The sequence below is a fragment of the Pseudomonas lini genome (assembly GCF_001042905.1).
In the GTDB taxonomy this organism is placed as follows: domain Bacteria; phylum Pseudomonadota; class Gammaproteobacteria; order Pseudomonadales; family Pseudomonadaceae; genus Aquipseudomonas; species Aquipseudomonas lini.
Map to the genome: position 1 here is coordinate 13,762 of NZ_JYLB01000012.1, position 15,897 is coordinate 29,658.

At 60.8% G+C, this 15,897-nt stretch carries 17 protein-coding genes; 11 read left to right on the forward strand and 6 right to left on the reverse strand.

Annotated features, from left to right (window positions below):
- Positions 1-260 precede the first annotated feature (260 nt).
- The 8 genes from TU81_RS27030 to TU81_RS27065 all read left to right on the forward strand — a co-directional run bounded on the left by TU81_RS27030 (position 261) and on the right by TU81_RS27065 (position 6,599).
- A complete protein-coding gene (locus TU81_RS27030) occupies positions 261-1,466 on the forward strand; it encodes a PepSY-associated TM helix domain-containing protein (RefSeq protein WP_048397500.1) in 1,206 nt (401 codons plus the stop codon).
- Positions 1,463-2,005, forward strand: a complete 543-nt coding sequence (locus TU81_RS27035; protein WP_038982289.1) for a hypothetical protein — start codon at positions 1,463-1,465, stop codon at positions 2,003-2,005. Before TU81_RS27030 ends, TU81_RS27035 begins: the two co-directional genes overlap by 4 nt.
- A complete protein-coding gene (locus tag TU81_RS27040; RefSeq protein ID WP_038982288.1) occupies positions 2,002-2,322 on the forward strand; it encodes a hypothetical protein in 321 nt (106 codons plus the stop codon). Before TU81_RS27035 ends, TU81_RS27040 begins: the two co-directional genes overlap by 4 nt.
- 8 nt (positions 2,323-2,330) lie before the next feature.
- On the forward strand, positions 2,331-2,906 hold the full coding sequence (locus TU81_RS27045; RefSeq protein ID WP_048397502.1) for a DUF6162 family protein: 576 nt from the start codon (positions 2,331-2,333) through the stop codon (positions 2,904-2,906).
- A 35-nt stretch (positions 2,907-2,941) separates the two neighbouring features.
- Positions 2,942-3,871, forward strand: a complete 930-nt coding sequence (locus tag TU81_RS27050; protein WP_048397508.1) for a metal ABC transporter substrate-binding protein — start codon at positions 2,942-2,944, stop codon at positions 3,869-3,871.
- 89 nt (positions 3,872-3,960) lie between these two features.
- Positions 3,961-4,719, forward strand: a complete 759-nt coding sequence (locus TU81_RS27055; protein WP_162232633.1) for a metal ABC transporter ATP-binding protein — start codon at positions 3,961-3,963, stop codon at positions 4,717-4,719.
- Positions 4,719-5,618 carry a metal ABC transporter permease gene (locus TU81_RS27060; RefSeq protein WP_007906536.1) on the forward strand — a complete coding sequence of 300 codons (900 nt, stop codon included), beginning with the start codon at positions 4,719-4,721 and terminating at the stop codon, positions 5,616-5,618. Before TU81_RS27055 ends, TU81_RS27060 begins: the two co-directional genes overlap by 1 nt.
- The gene (locus TU81_RS27065) at positions 5,619-6,599 is read left to right on the forward strand and encodes a metal ABC transporter substrate-binding protein (protein WP_048397512.1); all 981 of its coding nucleotides are present in this window, start codon (positions 5,619-5,621) and stop codon (positions 6,597-6,599) included.
- 176 nt (positions 6,600-6,775) lie between these two features.
- On the opposite strand, the gene TU81_RS27070 is transcribed toward TU81_RS27065, so the two are convergent.
- The 5 genes from TU81_RS27070 to TU81_RS27090 form a co-directional block, all read right to left on the reverse strand.
- Positions 6,776-7,003 carry an MbtH family protein gene (locus TU81_RS27070; RefSeq protein ID WP_007934245.1) on the reverse strand — a complete coding sequence of 76 codons (228 nt, stop codon included), beginning with the start codon at positions 7,001-7,003 and terminating at the stop codon, positions 6,776-6,778.
- 81 nt (positions 7,004-7,084) lie between these two features.
- Positions 7,085-8,497, reverse strand: coding sequence for an aspartate aminotransferase family protein (locus TU81_RS27075; protein ID WP_048397514.1), 1,413 nt, complete (start codon positions 8,495-8,497; stop codon positions 7,085-7,087).
- Positions 8,498-8,640: 143 nt separating this feature from the next.
- Positions 8,641-9,126 carry a GNAT family N-acetyltransferase gene (locus tag TU81_RS27080; RefSeq protein WP_038982278.1) on the reverse strand — a complete coding sequence of 162 codons (486 nt, stop codon included), beginning with the start codon at positions 9,124-9,126 and terminating at the stop codon, positions 8,641-8,643.
- 205 nt (positions 9,127-9,331) lie between these two features.
- Positions 9,332-10,657, reverse strand: a complete 1,326-nt coding sequence (locus TU81_RS27085; protein ID WP_048397517.1) for an ATP-binding protein — start codon at positions 10,655-10,657, stop codon at positions 9,332-9,334.
- Positions 10,654-11,334 carry a response regulator gene (locus tag TU81_RS27090; protein ID WP_038982275.1) on the reverse strand — a complete coding sequence of 227 codons (681 nt, stop codon included), beginning with the start codon at positions 11,332-11,334 and terminating at the stop codon, positions 10,654-10,656. The genes TU81_RS27085 and TU81_RS27090 overlap by 4 nt, the downstream gene beginning before the upstream one ends.
- Positions 11,335-11,487: 153 nt before the next feature.
- Here TU81_RS27090 and dsbD point away from each other — a divergent pair, with 153 nt between their 5' ends.
- Genes dsbD through dsbG form a run of 3 tightly spaced genes read left to right on the forward strand, consistent with a single transcriptional unit; the run spans position 11,488 to position 14,833 of the window.
- Complete coding sequence (dsbD, locus tag TU81_RS27095) at positions 11,488-13,224, forward strand: protein-disulfide reductase DsbD (protein ID WP_048397519.1); 1,737 nt, start codon at positions 11,488-11,490, stop codon at positions 13,222-13,224.
- Positions 13,224-14,090 carry a TlpA disulfide reductase family protein gene (locus TU81_RS27100; protein WP_038982273.1) on the forward strand — a complete coding sequence of 289 codons (867 nt, stop codon included), beginning with the start codon at positions 13,224-13,226 and terminating at the stop codon, positions 14,088-14,090. Before dsbD ends, TU81_RS27100 begins: the two co-directional genes overlap by 1 nt.
- Positions 14,066-14,833, forward strand: a complete 768-nt coding sequence (gene dsbG / locus TU81_RS27105; RefSeq protein WP_038982272.1) for a thiol:disulfide interchange protein DsbG — start codon at positions 14,066-14,068, stop codon at positions 14,831-14,833. The genes TU81_RS27100 and dsbG overlap by 25 nt, the downstream gene beginning before the upstream one ends.
- 77 nt (positions 14,834-14,910) lie before the next feature.
- Here the strand turns inward: dsbG and TU81_RS27110 are convergent, their stop codons facing one another.
- A complete protein-coding gene (locus TU81_RS27110) occupies positions 14,911-15,735 on the reverse strand; it encodes an alpha/beta fold hydrolase (RefSeq protein ID WP_048397520.1) in 825 nt (274 codons plus the stop codon).
- Positions 15,736-15,897: the final 162 nt, after the last annotated feature.

A 15,897-nucleotide genomic window follows, 5' to 3' on the forward strand; every position in this document is an offset into this window, starting at 1 on the left:
GAATGCGGTCAAATGTGGGAGCGGGCTTGCTCGCGAAGAGGTCATCACATCCACCATCAATGTTGACTATCAGCCAGCTCCCACCCAAGGCAAAACACGAAACATTTACTTTCATATCCCTTTTCGGGATTTCCGATGCTCATACGTCTTATTTAGATGCAGTCGGTCGCGTAGGCAAAAGCCACGGCCGGACTTTTCATGGAGCGCAACGCTGGGAAGCCCACAGCAGCGCTCCTCTCATCGAAACAAGACCTTTAATCATGTCGAAGAAATCCCGCTCAAAACTCTGGTTTCTGGTCCATAGCTGGCTGGCGCTGCCCATCTGGTTCTTTGTCTTGATCGTCTGTGTGACCGGCACGCTGGCGGTGGTCAGTCAGGAGATTGTCTGGCTGGCCAATCCGCAAATGCGTGCCAGCCCGCCTTCGGACGATGCGTCGCGGCTCAATTATGACGAGATCATCGCCGCCATCAAAAAGGCCGAACCCCAGACGCTGGTCGAGGGTATCAATCGCCCCGACGAGTCGCATTTCGCTCTGGACGTGGACGTCAGTTACCCGGACGGACGCTCGGTAACGGTCTATGTGAACCCCTATAGCGGGGTGATTCAGGGCACCGCTCCACAATTCAATTTCAAGGCATTCACCCGCGCACTGCATGGCTGGTGGCTGGTGCCGTTCACCAACGGCTACAGCTGGGGCTGGTATCTGGTGTCGTTCCTCGCGCTGCCGATGCTGGCGTCGCTGGTCACCGGGCTGGTGGTTTACAAACGGTTCTGGAAAGGCTTTTTCCGACCGACCTTGCGCATTCGTCATGGCGCGCGGATTTTCTGGGGCGACTTTCACCGGCTCAGTGGCATCTGGTCGATCTGGTTCATCGCGGTGATCTCGATCACCGGTGTCTGGTTCCTGATCAAGGCGATTCTGTTCGACAACCAGATTTCGATTACCACGGAACCGGTGGTGTCGGTCGTCTCGCGCGAAAGTGTGCCGCTGATCAGCACCGGCAAGCCGGCCCCGATGATCAATCTGGAACAGGCTATCAAGGTCGCTCAAGAGCAGATCCCCGGACTCGATGCCAGTTTCGTCACCCTGCCGAGCAATGCTTACAGCCACCTCTCAGTGGGCGGTCGCAGCTGGTATCCGCTGATGTTCCAGACGGCCGAGGTCAACCCGTACAACGGCGATATCGCCAGCACGCGGTTGCTGACCGATCGCACCGGCCTGGAATTCGTGACCGAGTCGATGCGTCCGTTACACACCGGTGACTTTGGCGGGATCTGGATCAAGCTGATCTGGTTCTTCTTCGGTTTGCTGCTGAGCCTGATGATACTCAGCGGGTTGCTGATCTGGACCAAACGCACCGCCCTGGCCACCGCCAATGCGTTCAAGCGCAGCAACAAGGCCCCACGCCCGGTGTCGAGCCCGCAAACGGTCATGAACCAACAGACTCCGGAGGGCAACCTGTGAGCAAGACGATCACTGCACCGCAGCCTTCGCGGGCGAGCCTGCTTTGGCGCAAATGGCGCTTCCACATCAACATTTTCTTGCTGCTGATCCCTTTGGGCTTCATGCCCAAATACTTTGCCGACGCCTCGCTGTTTCGCGGCGACAGCGGGCTGGGGGAACGGGAGATCGGCGAAATCCAGGTTGGCCCCTGGAGCCTGCGACTGGCCGAACTGCGCAACGAAGCGCCGCGATTGACGGGCCCCGCCGGCTACATGAAGGGCTTCAACATAGCGCTGTGCGAGCGTTGTCGCGATCAGGTCAAGGCGATTTACCTGCGCCTCGGCAAACCCCGCAGCCTGCGCGCGGCCGGGGCGATTTTCTTCGGCACGCCGTACCGCATGGGCGCAATGCTGCCGGTGCCTGAAAAGACCAAAACCGACGCCGAGCTGTGGATCACCATGGAAGGCTGGGACGGCGCCATGCATCAAGCGTCCATCCCCCTGAGCCAGGCATCCCCGGCCACTCTCGCATGGCTGAACAAACAAGGAGGCAATCCATGATCAACGCTTTTCGGCCCGTTCTATTGATGTTGTGCGCCGCCTTCAGCACCAGCGCCCTGGCCCATAACCCGATGTGCGAATGCAAGGCCATCGACGCCGAACAGATTCAATGCACCGGCGGTTTTTCCGACGGCAGCGGCGCACCTGGAGTGACTCTTGACGTGATCGGCTACGACGAAACCATTCTGGTGCCGGGCAAGCTCGGCGCCGATTCGACTCTGACGTTCAAGAAACCCGGCGCTGAGTTCTACGTGCTGTTCGACGCCGGTCCCGGCCATGTCGTCGAGATCGACCAAGCCGACATCGAGGCGCCCTGAACGTGAGCATGACCTCGCCCACCACCCAAGTTGTTCGCCCGGCCGGTGCCGGCCATGAAACCCTTTATGTGTTGCTGTTGTGCCTGATGATCCTGGCGGTTGCCGGCTCGGTGGTCGCCTGGCGTGGCGAGGCTCAAGAAGTGAGCAGCGTTGGCAGTCATCAACTGGATGCCCGTCGTGATCTGAGCGCATCCGAGCAAGGTATTTACGCCGACCTGCGGGTCACCCTGGATGAAATTCATCTGCTGCGTCAGGAACAACAGGCGCTGCCCACACCCGCCACCCTCGCCGATGAAGGCTTTGCGCCGTTTGCCCAGGACGCCAGTTCTGTCAGTCGTGGCGGCCATGCCTGGCAGTTGCTGGACGCCAAGGCGTACTTCGGCCAGAGCCAGAGCCCAACCGTCGCCGGCTCGTTTTTGATGCGTTTGACCGCTGAAGACGACTCTGCGCCAGACATCTGGCTCAACCGCAGCAGCGCCCTCCCCGCGCCGAACGATCTCACCGACGCTGCGCTCAATGGCGCCGGCTGGCAGCAGATCGTCGCGCAATTCGATGCCGGCGTCACCCGCCAGCATCGGCATTGAACCCTCGCCTTTACCCGAGAGAAGACCGCTTTCCCATGCCTAGTTCATCTCAACGCCATGCCTTTTTTCGCCTGCTGCTGGTCGGCCTGTTTGCCTGTTTGCTGACACCTTTGGCCAGTGCCGACGAAGCCAAGCGCCTGCGCATCGGCATCACCCTGCACCCTTATTACAGTTACGTGGCCAACATCGTCGGTGACAAAGCCGAAGTGGTGCCGCTGATCCCGGCAGGTTTCAACCCGCATGCCTACGAGCCTCGGGCCGAAGACATCAAACGCATCGGCGGGCTGGACGTGATTGTGCTCAACGGCGTGGGCCATGACGACTTCGCCGACCGCATGATCGCCGCCAGCGAAATCCCGAACATCAAGGTGATCGAAGCCAACGAAAACGTGCCCCTGCTGGCCGCCACCGGCGTTGCTGCCCGCGGCGCCGGCAAGGTGGTCAATCCGCACACGTTCCTGTCGATCAGCGCTTCCATTGCCCAGGTCAACAATATCGCCCGGGAACTGGGCAAGCTCGACCCGAGCAACGCCAAAACCTACACCCAGAACGCCCGCGCCTACGGCAAACGCCTGCGTCAGATGCGCGCGGACGCCCTGGCAAAACTGACCCAGGCGCCGAACGCAGAGTTGCGCGTGGCCACGGTGCATGCCGCCTATGACTATTTACTGCGCGAGTTTGGCCTGGAAGTGACTGCTGTGGTCGAGCCGGCCCACGGTATCGAACCGAGCCCCAGCCAGTTGAAAAAGACCATCGACCAACTGCGGGAGCTGGACGTGAAAGTGATCTTCTCGGAGATGGATTTCCCGTCCACTTACGTCGAGACCATCCAGCGTGAATCCGGGGTGAAGCTGTACCCGCTGTCGCACATTTCCTATGGCGAATACACCGCCGACAAGTACGAAAAAGAAATGACCGGTAATCTCAACACCGTGGTCCGGGCGATTCAGGAGTCCGGCGCATGACGGCTAAAGAAACCATCACTGAATCCCCTGTGGGAGCGGCGGTGCGGCGATCCGACTTGCTCGCGAAGAGGGAGTCTCAGTCGACATCAATGTTGACTGACCCACCGCTTTCGCGAGCAAGCCCGCTCCCACAGGTTTCGGGACCGACCCTGGATTTTGCCGAGGTCAGCCTGACGCTGGGTCGCACGACGATCCTCGACAAGGTGACCTTTCAGGTTCAGCCCGGCAGCGTGCATGCACTGGTCGGCCCCAACGGTGGCGGCAAGAGTTCGCTGATCAAGACCCTGCTGGGGCAAATGCCGCATCAGGGTCGCTTGAGCCTGCAATGGCCTGGCGAACCGGGAACCATTGGTTACGTGCCTCAGGCGCTGGAGTTCGATCGCGGCTTACCGATGACTGTCGATGACTTCATGGCCGCCATGTGTCAGCGGCGCCCGGCGTTCCTCGGGTTGAGCAAGCATTACGCAGCGGCCATCGGCGAAGCACTGGAACGGGTCGGCATGCAGGACAAGCGCAAGCGGCGCATGGGCGCGTTGTCCGGCGGTGAGCGCCAGCGTGTTTTGCTGGCCCAAGGATTGATTCCGGTGCCGAAGTTGCTGGTGCTCGATGAACCGATGTCGGCCCTCGATGAGGCCGGTATTCAAGTGTTCGAGCGGCTACTGGGCGACTGGCGCCAGAGCGGCATCACCGTGCTGTGGATCGAGCATGATCTGGAAGCGGTCGGGCGACTGGCCGACCGGGTCACCGGGCTCAATCGCCGGGTGCTGTTCGATGCCACGCCGAAACAGGCACTGACCCCGGAGCGACTGCTGACCTTGTTTTCGACCCATCCCCGGAGCGCTACCTGATGAGTTACGAAGCCTTTCGTTTGATGGTCCAGGGTTGGGCCTCGTCGGGTTACCTGCCGGAAGCGCTGGCCTATGGATTTGTGGTCAATGCCCTACTCGCTGGCCTGTTGATCGGCCCGGTGTTGGGCGGTTTGGGCACGCTAGTGGTGGTCAAGCGTTTCGCGTTTTTCTCCGAAGCCGTGGGCCACGCGGCGCTGACCGGTGTGGCCATCGGCATTCTGCTCGGTGAACCCTACACCGGGCCTTATGGCAGCCTGTTCGGTTACTGCCTGCTGTTTGGCATTTTGCTCAACTACCTGCGCAATCGTACTGGTCTGGCACCGGACACGTTGATCGGTGTGTTTCTCTCCGTATCGTTGGCGCTGGGTGCGAGCCTGCTGCTGATCCTGGCCGGCAAAATCAACGTGCACATTCTGGAAAACGTGCTGTTCGGTTCAGTGCTCACGGTCAACGGCAATGACCTGCTGGTGTTGGCCATCGTTGGTTCGCTGGTCATGGCGTTGGCCCTGCCGCTGTACAACCGCATCATGCTCGCCAGTTTCAATCCGCAACTGGCGGCGGTGCGTGGTGTGGCGGTGAAGACCCTGGATTACCTGTTCGTGATTCTGGTGACCTTGATCACGGTGGCGGCGGTGAAAGTCATCGGGGCGATTCTGGTCGGCGCACTGTTGGTGATTCCAGCGGCGGCCGCACGCTTGCTCAGCCAGTCGCTGAAGGGTTTCTTCTGGTGTTCGGTGCTGATCGCCACGGTCAGCACGCTGTGCGGAATTCTCGCGCCGATTGTCTTTGACCTGCCTATCCCGTCCGGTGCCGCGATCATTCTGGTGGCCGGCATCGCCTTCGCCCTGGCCGCGATTGCTCGCGGCATCGTCCCAAGTCTGAAAGGGAATCTCGGATAAATGTCTTTTTCTCTGCGTCAATTGACCCTGGCGGTGACCTTGTGTGGGCCCGCCTCGTTCAACGCATTCGCCACCGACAGCTTCGAACCGATCCGCCTGATGGCCAATCACGGTGTGGGTAACACCGCGCTCTTTGCCTCGACTTCAACGCACAAAGTGCTGGTCCTGGCGGCGTTGCCAGTGACCTACGGTCTGGGTGCCCTGCTGCTGGAGGGCACCGATGTCAGCCTTGAGCGCGCCGCGCCGGCCAATCTGCCCGGCAGTCGGCAGACCGCTTATTTCACCGGCCGTGGCGCTCCAGCGCTCAATAAGCTGGCGATCGACGCCGATGCGGTCATCGGCCTGCGCTCGCTATGGCCGGACGATCCGCTGTACCCGAACGCCCGTCGCAGCAATATCCGCATCATTGAGATCGACGCCGCCCGCCCGGTGGATGGCGCCCTGCCTGGCATCGCCGTGCAGCCTGGCGGCAAGGTCGACGGTTTGAACAGTCAGCCTTGGTTGGCCAGCAACAATATGGGCCGCATGGCGGATGTCATGGCGGCAGACCTGGTGCGCCTGGCACCAACAGCCAAGCCGAAGATCGATGCCAACCTGGCAGCGCTCAAACAGCGCCTGCTCAAGCTCAGCGCCGACAGTGAGTCACGCTTGGCCAATGCCGACAACCTGAGTGTGATGAGCCTGAGCGATCATTTCGGCTACCTGATCGGTGGCCTTAATCTGGAGCTGATCGGCCTTGACGCACGACCGGATGCCGAGTGGACACCGGAGGCACTCAAGCAATTGGGTGCGACGCTCAAGGACAATGATGTGGCGGTGGTGTTGCATCATCGCCAGCCGTCGGATGCGGTGAAAGCGGTGATTGCCGAGGCTGGTAGCCGGTTGGTGGTGTTGAGTGTCGATGCGGCGGATCCGGTGGCTGAATTGGAAGGGAATGTGGATTTGGTGATCAAGGGGTTGAGTAACGGGCCTTCGGCCTAAGATCAAAAGATCGCAGCCTTCGGCAGCTCCTACATGGATTGGATCCATCCGTTAAATTGCGGATGAAAACGGTCTATGTAGGAGCTGCCGAAGGCTGCGATCTTTTGACTTTCAACCACACACAAAAAACCCGCTGAACCGATATCGGTCAGCGGGCTTCTCTATGGGCAGTGACTTTAGTGAGCCACGGCCGCCTGTTCTTCCATTTTCTGGCGCAAGCTCAGCGGACGCATGTCGGTCCAGACCTCTTCGATGTAGGCCAGGCATTCCTTTTTCAGCCCGCTCTTGCCCACGGTGCGCCAGCCTTGTGGCACGGCTTTGTAGTCGGGCCAGATCGAGTATTGCTCTTCGTGGTTGACCACGACCTGAAAGAGGATGTCCTCGCGGTCGAATACTGACGTCATGCTGTCTCTCCATCGCTGTAGGGTGGGCTGCACGCCGTGCGCAGCCGTTATGTAGAAGGAACGTTCAAGGCACCAAAAAATTTAAACGCTGGCGGTGGCGGCGGCCATGGCCTTGCCGAAAATGTCAGCCACCCGATCGATTTCTGCGGCAGTGATCACCAGCGGCGGCAGGAAACGCACGACACCGCCGTGACGCCCGCCCAGCTCGAGGATCAACCCGCGCTTGAGGCATTCGCGCTGCACCAGCGGCGCCAGACGACCGAATATCGGTGGATGACCCTGAGCGTCCGGCACGCCGGTCGGGTCGACCAGTTCGACGCCCAGCATCAAGCCGCGTCCGCGAATATCGCCCAATTGCGGGAAGTCCCGCTGCAGGATGCGCAAGTGTTCGCTCAGGCGTTCACCCATGGCCGCGGCGTGCTCGCAAACCTTGTGCACTGTCAGGTAGCGCATCACCGCGGAGCCGGCGGCCATGGCCATTTGATTACCGCGGAATGTCCCGGCATGGGCGCCCGGCAGCCAGGTGTCTAGCCAGTCGCGATAGACCACCACCGCCAGCGGCAGGCTGCCGCCAATGGCTTTGGACAGCACCACCACGTCCGGAATGATCCCGGCGTGCTCGAAGGCGAACATCTTGCCGGTGCGGGCGAAACCGCTCTGGATTTCATCAACGATCAGCGCTACGCCGGCCTGCTCGGTGATGCGTCGCAAGCCGCGCAGCCAATCGAGATCGGCCGGAATCACCCCGCCCTCGCCCTGCACCGCTTCGACGATCACCGCAGCGGGCAATTGCACGCCGGCCTCTGGATCATTCAGCAGGTTTTCCAGGTAATTCAGGTTGACCTGCACCCCCTGCGCGCCGCCGAGCCCGAACGGGCAACGGTAATCGTAGGGATACGGCATGAACTGCACCCCACTGCTGAGCAAGGCACCCAACGGCTTTTTCGGCCCCAGGCTGCCCATCAAGCTCAGCGCGCCCTGGCTCATGCCGTGGTAACCGCCCTGGAACGACAACACGGTGGTGCGCCCGGTGGCGGTGCGCACCAGTTTCAGCGCGGCTTCCACCGCATCGGTGCCGGTGGGGCCGCAGAACTGGATCTTCGCTTCAGCAGCCAATGCCGGCGGCAACAGACCGAACAGGTCCTGAACAAACTGATCTTTGACCGGCGTGGTCAGGTCGAGGGTGTGCAGCGGCAGTTCATCGGTCAGCACTTGCTGGATCGCTTCGATCACAACTGGATGGTTGTGCCCCAGTGCCAGAGTCCCCGCACCGGCCAGGCAATCGATGAAACTGCGGCCTTCGACGTCTTCGACATAAATGCCCTTGGCACGCTTGAGTGCCAGGGGAATACGCCGCGGGTAGCTGCGAGCATTCGATTCCTGCTGGCTCTGACGGGCCAGAAGTGGCGATTCGTTGAATTGATAAAGCGTCTCGGCGGGCGTCGGGACGATCCGGGCCGGCTGATCTTCGATAAGGCTGGTAGCGACTGACATCTCTCGATCCCTCAATACGCTGTTGATAGTGACCAAAACTGCACACCGGGCAAGTGCGCGTTCCGGTCACGGGGCGCACTTGCAGGTTTTCCTGTTCTGGAAACGCATCAGGACCTCAAGGATTTAGACCCTCGATCAGCTTTCTATGAAGGTGGCGACAGCGCCTTGTGCATGGGAATGGCGTGGAGTCCCGCCACGGTGAAGGTTTCAGCGCAAGCCCGGTAACCCAGACGGTGGTAAAACGCCTCGCCAGTTCGGGTGCTGTTGAGCCGCGCCTGAGGCAAACCCTGAGCGATCAACCACGTCTCGAGGTCCTGCACCAGCGCTTGTCCGGCGCCGCGCCGAAACCATTCCGGTTGTACGTAACAAAACGCGACCTTGCCACTGATCGCTGCCATGGCGACGCCGATCGGTTTGTCCTGAAGCAAGGCGATGTTCAGGTACAACCGTGGGTCGGTCAGCCAGGGCTGCACGTGTTCGATGGTTTTGTTGTGGGTCCAGGTGGCGACGGTTCGCGGATCGTTGCGGTGGTCGAGCGCACAGCCGACGCGAATGGAGCGCTCGACGATCCGGCTGATGATCCCGGCGTCGGCAGGCGTTGCCTTGCAGATATGTATCGATGCATCCATGGCGCTGTTACCTCAATCCATTGAGTCAAAGCTGCCGGGGACGATAGCGCTGTGGGGGCCGGGTGGCTAATGGAGAGACGTTACATTTGGTGTGCGACACAGAACTTATGTAGGAGCTGCCGAAGGCTGCGATCTTTTGATCTTGCTTCTAAAAAAGATCAAAAGATCGCAGCCTTCGGCAGCTCCTACAGAGGGTTTTGTGTCGTTAGATGGGTTGCAAAGGCATCGTCAACTCAACCCGCAAGCCATCCGGCCGGCTGTCGAAATGCAGGGTGCAGCCGCAGCGCTGGACGATGGCCTGGACAATCGCCAGGCCAAGGCCGCAACCGGTGCTCTGGCCGTTGCGCCAGAAACGTTGGGTCAGGTGTTGCAGGTCATCTTCGGCAATCCCCGGACCATGGTCGCGGACCAAAAAGCTCACGCGATTGTTGGTGGTTTCCAGGCTCAGCTCCACTGCCCCATCGCCTGGGGTATGGCGCAGGGCGTTGTCGAGCAAGTTGCGCAATGCGGCAATCGACAGCACCGCGGGCATTTGCAGCGGCGCATCGGAGAATGTCGTCGGCAACTGAAGCTTGATCCGCTGACGATCACCGCTGGCGGCATCCTGTATCGCCAGTTTCGCCACCTGCTCGGCGCTGCATTGCACGCCATCATCGAACGACAGACTGCCCTCGACGCGCGCCAGCAGCAGCAATTGTTCAAGTGTGCGATGCAGCCGGTCGGCCCCCTCTTCAGCCCGCGCCAGGGACTGATCCCGGGCGCTGCCTTCGGTCATGCGCGCCACTTGCAGGTGGGTTTTGATGGCAGTCAGCGGGCTACGCAATTCGTGCGCCGCATCACCAGTCAGGCGCCGTTCGCGCTCGATGGTCTTGCCGATGCGCTGAAACAACTGATTCTGGGTTTCCAGCAGCGGCTGCAGCTCGCTGGGCAACGGCTGGATTTGCAACGGTTCCAGAGAATCGGCACTGCGCCGCATCAACGCGTCGCGCATACGATTGAGCGGTGCCAATCCCTGACCGATGCCGAGCCACAACAGGCACAGGCAACCGAGCAGCGCGACGCCGACCGGCACCGAGGCCGCCAGCAGGATGGACATGTTCAGTGCTTCGCGCTCGATCTGCCGGTCGGCGGTGGTAATGCGCACATCACCGCGCGCCAGGGTGAAGCTGCGCCAGGGTGCGCCGTCGATCATTTGATCGTGGAAGCCCATTTTTTCGGCTTCCAGGGTTTGTTCGGGGCTACTGTGGCTGCGAGCCAGGATTTCACCGCGCAACGAGCTGACCTGACAGGCCATGCCGCCAGGGATGCTCAACTGTTCAGCGCTGAAATGGGTCCCCTCGCCCTTGCTCGGCAACGCCGGCAGTTGCTCCAGCAGCCCGGCCACCATCCGCGCCGACGCCACCAACCGCTGGTCGAGGGAAAACATCATCTGGTTGCGCAGATCACTGAGCATCCAGGCGGCGGCCAGGGCCCAGATCAGCGCAAACGCGGCGCCGAGGGTCAGGCTCAGCCGCAAACGCAGGCTCATCACTTCGATTGTTCTCCGCCATCGGCCGGCCCCAGGCGATAGCCCAGGCCGCGCACAGTCTCGACAATGCCATTGCCGAGTTTGCGCCGCAGGTGATGGATATGCACGTTAAGGGCGTTGCTTTCCAGCTCATCGTTGAAACCGTAGACGCTGTCCTTCAATTGCTCGGTGGACAGTACCCGGCCACGGTTATGTAGCAGGGCTTGCAACAGCGATTGCTCACGGCGTGACAAATCCACCGATTGGCCGCCGAGCAGGGTTTCGCGGCTGCTCGGGTCGTAGGTCAGACGGCCGTGTTCGATCAGGTTGACGCTGCGCCCCGCCACTCGTCGCAGCAAGGTATGCAGGCGCGCGGCAAGTTCGCGCAGGTCGAACGGTTTGAGCAAGTAGTCGTCGGCACCCGCTTGCAGGCCATCGACCCGGTCGGTGACCGAGTCCCGCGCGGTGAGGATCAGCACCGGGATTTCGAGGCCATGGTGGCGCAACTGCTGCAACAGCTTCAGGCCATCTTCATCGGGCAGACCGAGATCGAGCACCATGACGTCGAACTCCGCGACCTTGAGCATCGCCCGGGCTGCCGAGGCGGTGGCGACATGCTCCACGGTCAAGCCTTGGGCAGTAAGCCCGGCAACGATGCCGCTGGCGATTAGCTCATCGTCTTCGCAAACCAGTACGTGCATGGTGAGCCCCGTAGAAAAAAGGTGATTAGGCCGGTAGCCGATTAAGCGGACATTATGCCGCAAGTGCCATTGTCACAAGGCGAGTGTGGTTAATCATCGGTTAATCGCCGCCCGCCACTGTGCACCTCACTTGCACAGGGATAAGGCTTACCCATGCGTCGATTGTTTTTATTCTTTGTTCTGTTGATCTCGGGTGTGGCCCAGGCTGGAACGAATCCGTTCGAGACCAAACCCGAGTTTCTCCCGGTGGAAAAAGCGTTCATCTTCACCTCCGAACGCCTTGAATCCGGGGAAACCCAGCTCTATTGGCAAATTGCCGACAATTATTACCTGTATCAGAAACGCCTGAAATTCGACGGGCTGGCCCCGGAGCAGATGCCAGTGCTACCGGAGGGCGAGTCCCACAGCGACGAGTTCTTCGGCGAACAGCAAGTCTACCGCCAGGGCCTGGAGCTGAAGATTCCGGCCGGAGCCACTGGTCAGATCAAAGTTGGCTTCCAGGGCTGCGCCGATGCCGGTTTGTGCTATCCGCCGCAGACTCAAGTGGTCAACCTTGGCACAAGTAACGTCCTTGCCGCGTTTGGTGAAGAGGCGCCCGACCAGGCCCTTGCCAGCGGCCTGCAACAACGAGCGTTGGGTTGGAGCCTGTTGGTGTTCTTCGGCCTGGGGCTGCTGCTGGCTTTCACCCCTTGTTCGTTACCGATGCTGCCGATTCTGGCGGGTTTGATTATTGGCAGTGGGGCCACGCCGAAACGCGGCTTCGCCCTGGCGACCAGTTACGTCGTGAGCATGGCGCTGGTGTATGCGGCGATGGGCGTTTTGGCTGCGCTGCTTGGCGCGAACCTTCAGGCACTGTTGCAGAACCCCTGGTTGCTGGGCAGTTTTGCGGCGGTGTTCGTATTGCTGGCCTTGCCGATGTTCGGTTTCTTCGAGCTTCAATTGCCGGTGGCCGTGCGAGATCGGCTGGAACATGTTTCGCGCAATCAGCGTGGTGGCAGCCTGATCGGTGCCGGTGTGCTCGGGGCTTTGTCCGGCCTGCTGGTCGGTCCGTGCATGACCGCACCGCTGGCGGGGGCTCTGCTCTATATCGCCCAGAGTGGAAATGCCCTGCATGGCGGGCTGATTTTGTTCGCCATGGGCATTGGCATCGGTGTGCCGCTGTTGCTTCTGGTGACTGTCGGCAATCGCTTCCTGCCCAAACCGGGTGCGTGGATGAACCTGCTCAAGGGTGTGTTCGGTTTCCTGTTCCTCGCTACTGCGCTGCTGATGCTGCGTTCGGTGCTGGCGCCTTCCCTGTGGCTCGGGTTGTGCGGTGCCTTGCTGTTAATCGCCGCTTACAGCGCGTGGAAACAGTCCGAGGGCTTCGGTCGCATCGCCCAACTTTTCGGCGCCAGTTCGCTGTTGTTGGGACTGTGGGGCAGCCTGCTGGTGGTGGGTGCGGCGGGCGGCAGTGACGATCCGTATCAGCCGTTGCAGGTGTACAGCGCCGGCCGTACCGGCGTTACCGCGCCGAGCGCTCATGATGCCTTCACGACGATCAAGGAGCCCGCCGCCCTGCAACGCGAACTCGACGCGGCCAAAGCTCAGGGCCAATGGGTGCTGCTGGACTACTACGCCGACTGGTGTGTGTCGTGCAAAGTCATGGAAAAACAGGTTTTCGGCAAACCGCAGGTACTGGAAGCGCTCAGCGATGTGCGCTTGCTACGGCTGGACGTCACCGCCGACAATGCCGCCAGCCGCGAACTGCTCGGCCGTTATAAAGTGCCGGGGCCGCCAAGCCTGTTGTGGATCGGCCCCGACGGCGAAGAGCGCCGCAGCCAGCGCATCACCGGTGAGGTCGATGCCGGCACCTTCCTGCAACGCTGGACCACCACCCGAGACGCTCGTTAATGCTGACTTTTACCCTCGGCACCTTTGCCATCGCGCTTAATCACCTGCTGCTGATCAGTGCCCTGGCGCTGGCGACTTTTGTCGGCTGGCGGGTGGCCAAGCGTGGCGGCGAGAACCCGGAGTCGGTGCTGTTCAGCCTGTTCCTGCTGGGCATGCTGGCGGCTCGGGTCGGTTTCGTGATCGCCTACTGGGCGCAGTATCGCAACGATCCATGGCAGATCATCGACTTGCGCGACGGTGGTTTCCTCGCTTGGCCCGGGGTGATTGTGCTGTTGCTCGCCGCCCTGTATCGAGGCTGGCGTCGCCCGGCCCTGCGTCGCCCGTTAGGCTTCGGCGTAGGCTGCGGTCTGGCATTTTGGCTGCTGGCGACGTTCTCCCTGAATATTTACGAACAAGGCACGCGCCTGCCGCAGATCACCCTGCGCAATGCCGCCGGCCAAACCATACAGCTCAGCGACTACCAGGGCGGTCCGCTGGTCATCAATCTTTGGGCTACTTGGTGCCCGCCGTGCCGCCGGGAAATGCCAGTGCTGGAAAATGCCCAGCAACAGCGTCCGGACCTGACATTTCTGTTCGTCAACCAAGCCGAAAGCATGCAGAGCGTCAGCACCTTCCTCGAAACCCAGGGCCTGAGCCTGACTAACGTGCTGTTCGATGGCAGCGGTCGATTGAGTCAGGCCGTGGGTTCCATGGCATTGCCGACTACGCTGTTCTATAGCCCCGACGGATACCTGCTGGGCAGCCATCTGGGCGAACTCTCTGAAGCCAGCCTGGCCCGCGCCCTGGAAAACTTCGACACCCCGAACCCGGCCACCTCGGCCACGCCTTCAAGGAAATTGCCATGCTCCGCCTCCGCCACCTGCTGACGTTGACCCTGGGTGCCGCCCTGCTGCACTTGCCGTCGGTACAGGCCGAAGAATTGCCTGAAGCGATCAAGAAGATCGAAGCCAAGGGCGCCAAAATTGTCGGCACCTTCGACGCGCCCGACGGCCTGCGCGGTTATGCAGCGCAGTACCAGAACCGCGGCATGGCGCTGTACCTGACCCCGGATGGCAAACATGTACTGCTGGGCAATTTGTACGACGCCCAAGGCAATGACCTGAGCAGCGCGCCGTTGCAGAAACTGGTCTACGCGCCGATGGCCAAGGAAGTCTGGGCCAAAATGGAAGCGAGCAACTGGATCGGTGATGGCAACAAGGACGCACCGCGAATCGTTTATCTGTTCAGCGACCCGAATTGCCCGTACTGCAACATGTTCTGGGAACAGGCGCGGCCGTGGGTCAAGGCCGGCAAAGTGCAGTTGCGGCACATCATGGTCGGTATCATTCGCGAAGACAGCCCGGGCAAATCCGCCGCGCTGCTGGCCGCCAAGGACCCGCAAAAAGCGTTGGCAGACCACGAGAAATCCGGCAAGGACAGTTCGCTCAAAGCCCTGAAAGACGTGCCGCCGGCCATTCAGGCGAAACTCGCGGCGAACATGCAGTTGATGGAAGACCTGGAACTGGCCGCCACCCCGGCGATTTTCTATATGGATGACAAAGGTCAGCTGCAACAGCAACAAGGCGCGCCGTCGCCGGATAAATTGGTGAAGATTCTCGGGCCCAAATAGCAAGATCAAAAGATCGCAGCCTTCGGCAGCTCCTACATGAGACCGGCGTAGGAGCTGCCGAAGGCTGCGATCTTTTTTCAGGCGCTACACGGATCTCTGTCGGCCAAAAACCTCAGCAGCGCCTCGGTGACGAATGCCGGGTTCTCCAGATTGGAGATATGCCCCGCCTCCGGTACCAGCACATACGGACACCCAATCAATTCGGCCATTTCTTTGGTTTCCGACGGCGGTCGCGGTTTGTCCTGATCGCCGCACATCAACCGCGTGGTTTCAGGATTCAGTTCACCCAGACGCGGCAACAGATCATCACGACCAAAGGTAATCCGCCCCATCGGCACGATGCTTTGACGCAGACGATCGGCCGGCAGCGCAGCCAGTCTGGCGCGGAAATCCTGATACAGCGCCGACTGCGGATCGATGCCCGGACGGAAGAAAATCGGCACAATAATGTCGAGCAGCTGCGGCGAGATCACACCGCTGTCTTCGATCTGCTTGAACAGCGAGAAATAGTATTGGCGTGTCGGTTCCGGTTCGACGCCGACGTAGGTGTCCATCAGCACCAGACCGTTGAGCCGCTGCGGTGCTGACAGCGCCAGTCGAACACCCCACATGCCACCCACCGAAAGACCGACCAGCGTGACGCGATCGATGTGCAGATGATCGAGCAATGCCAGTGCCTGGCGCGCCACGTCATCCAGCGACGTCATGCACTCTGGCATCCGCCCGGATTCGCCATGGCCCCACAGGTCCAGGGCGATGACCCGATAATGCTGCGACAGCGCCGCAATCTGCGGCGCCCACATGGCCTGGTCCCACAGGTAACTGCCGGCCAGCAGAACCGCAGGGCCTTTGCCTTTATCTATGTAGTGAAGCGCTTGTCCATCAACCGTTACGAAGGGCATCGACTGTCTCCCTGGTGAAATCGGATCCATTAAAAAGCACAGGAAGACTGATCCGCATGGGACCGGCAGTCAACCCGATTGAAGATCAAAAGATCGCAGGCTTCGCCAGCTCCTACATGGGCTCGGTGTACACCCGCACGAACCCAATGGGCTCGGCGTACA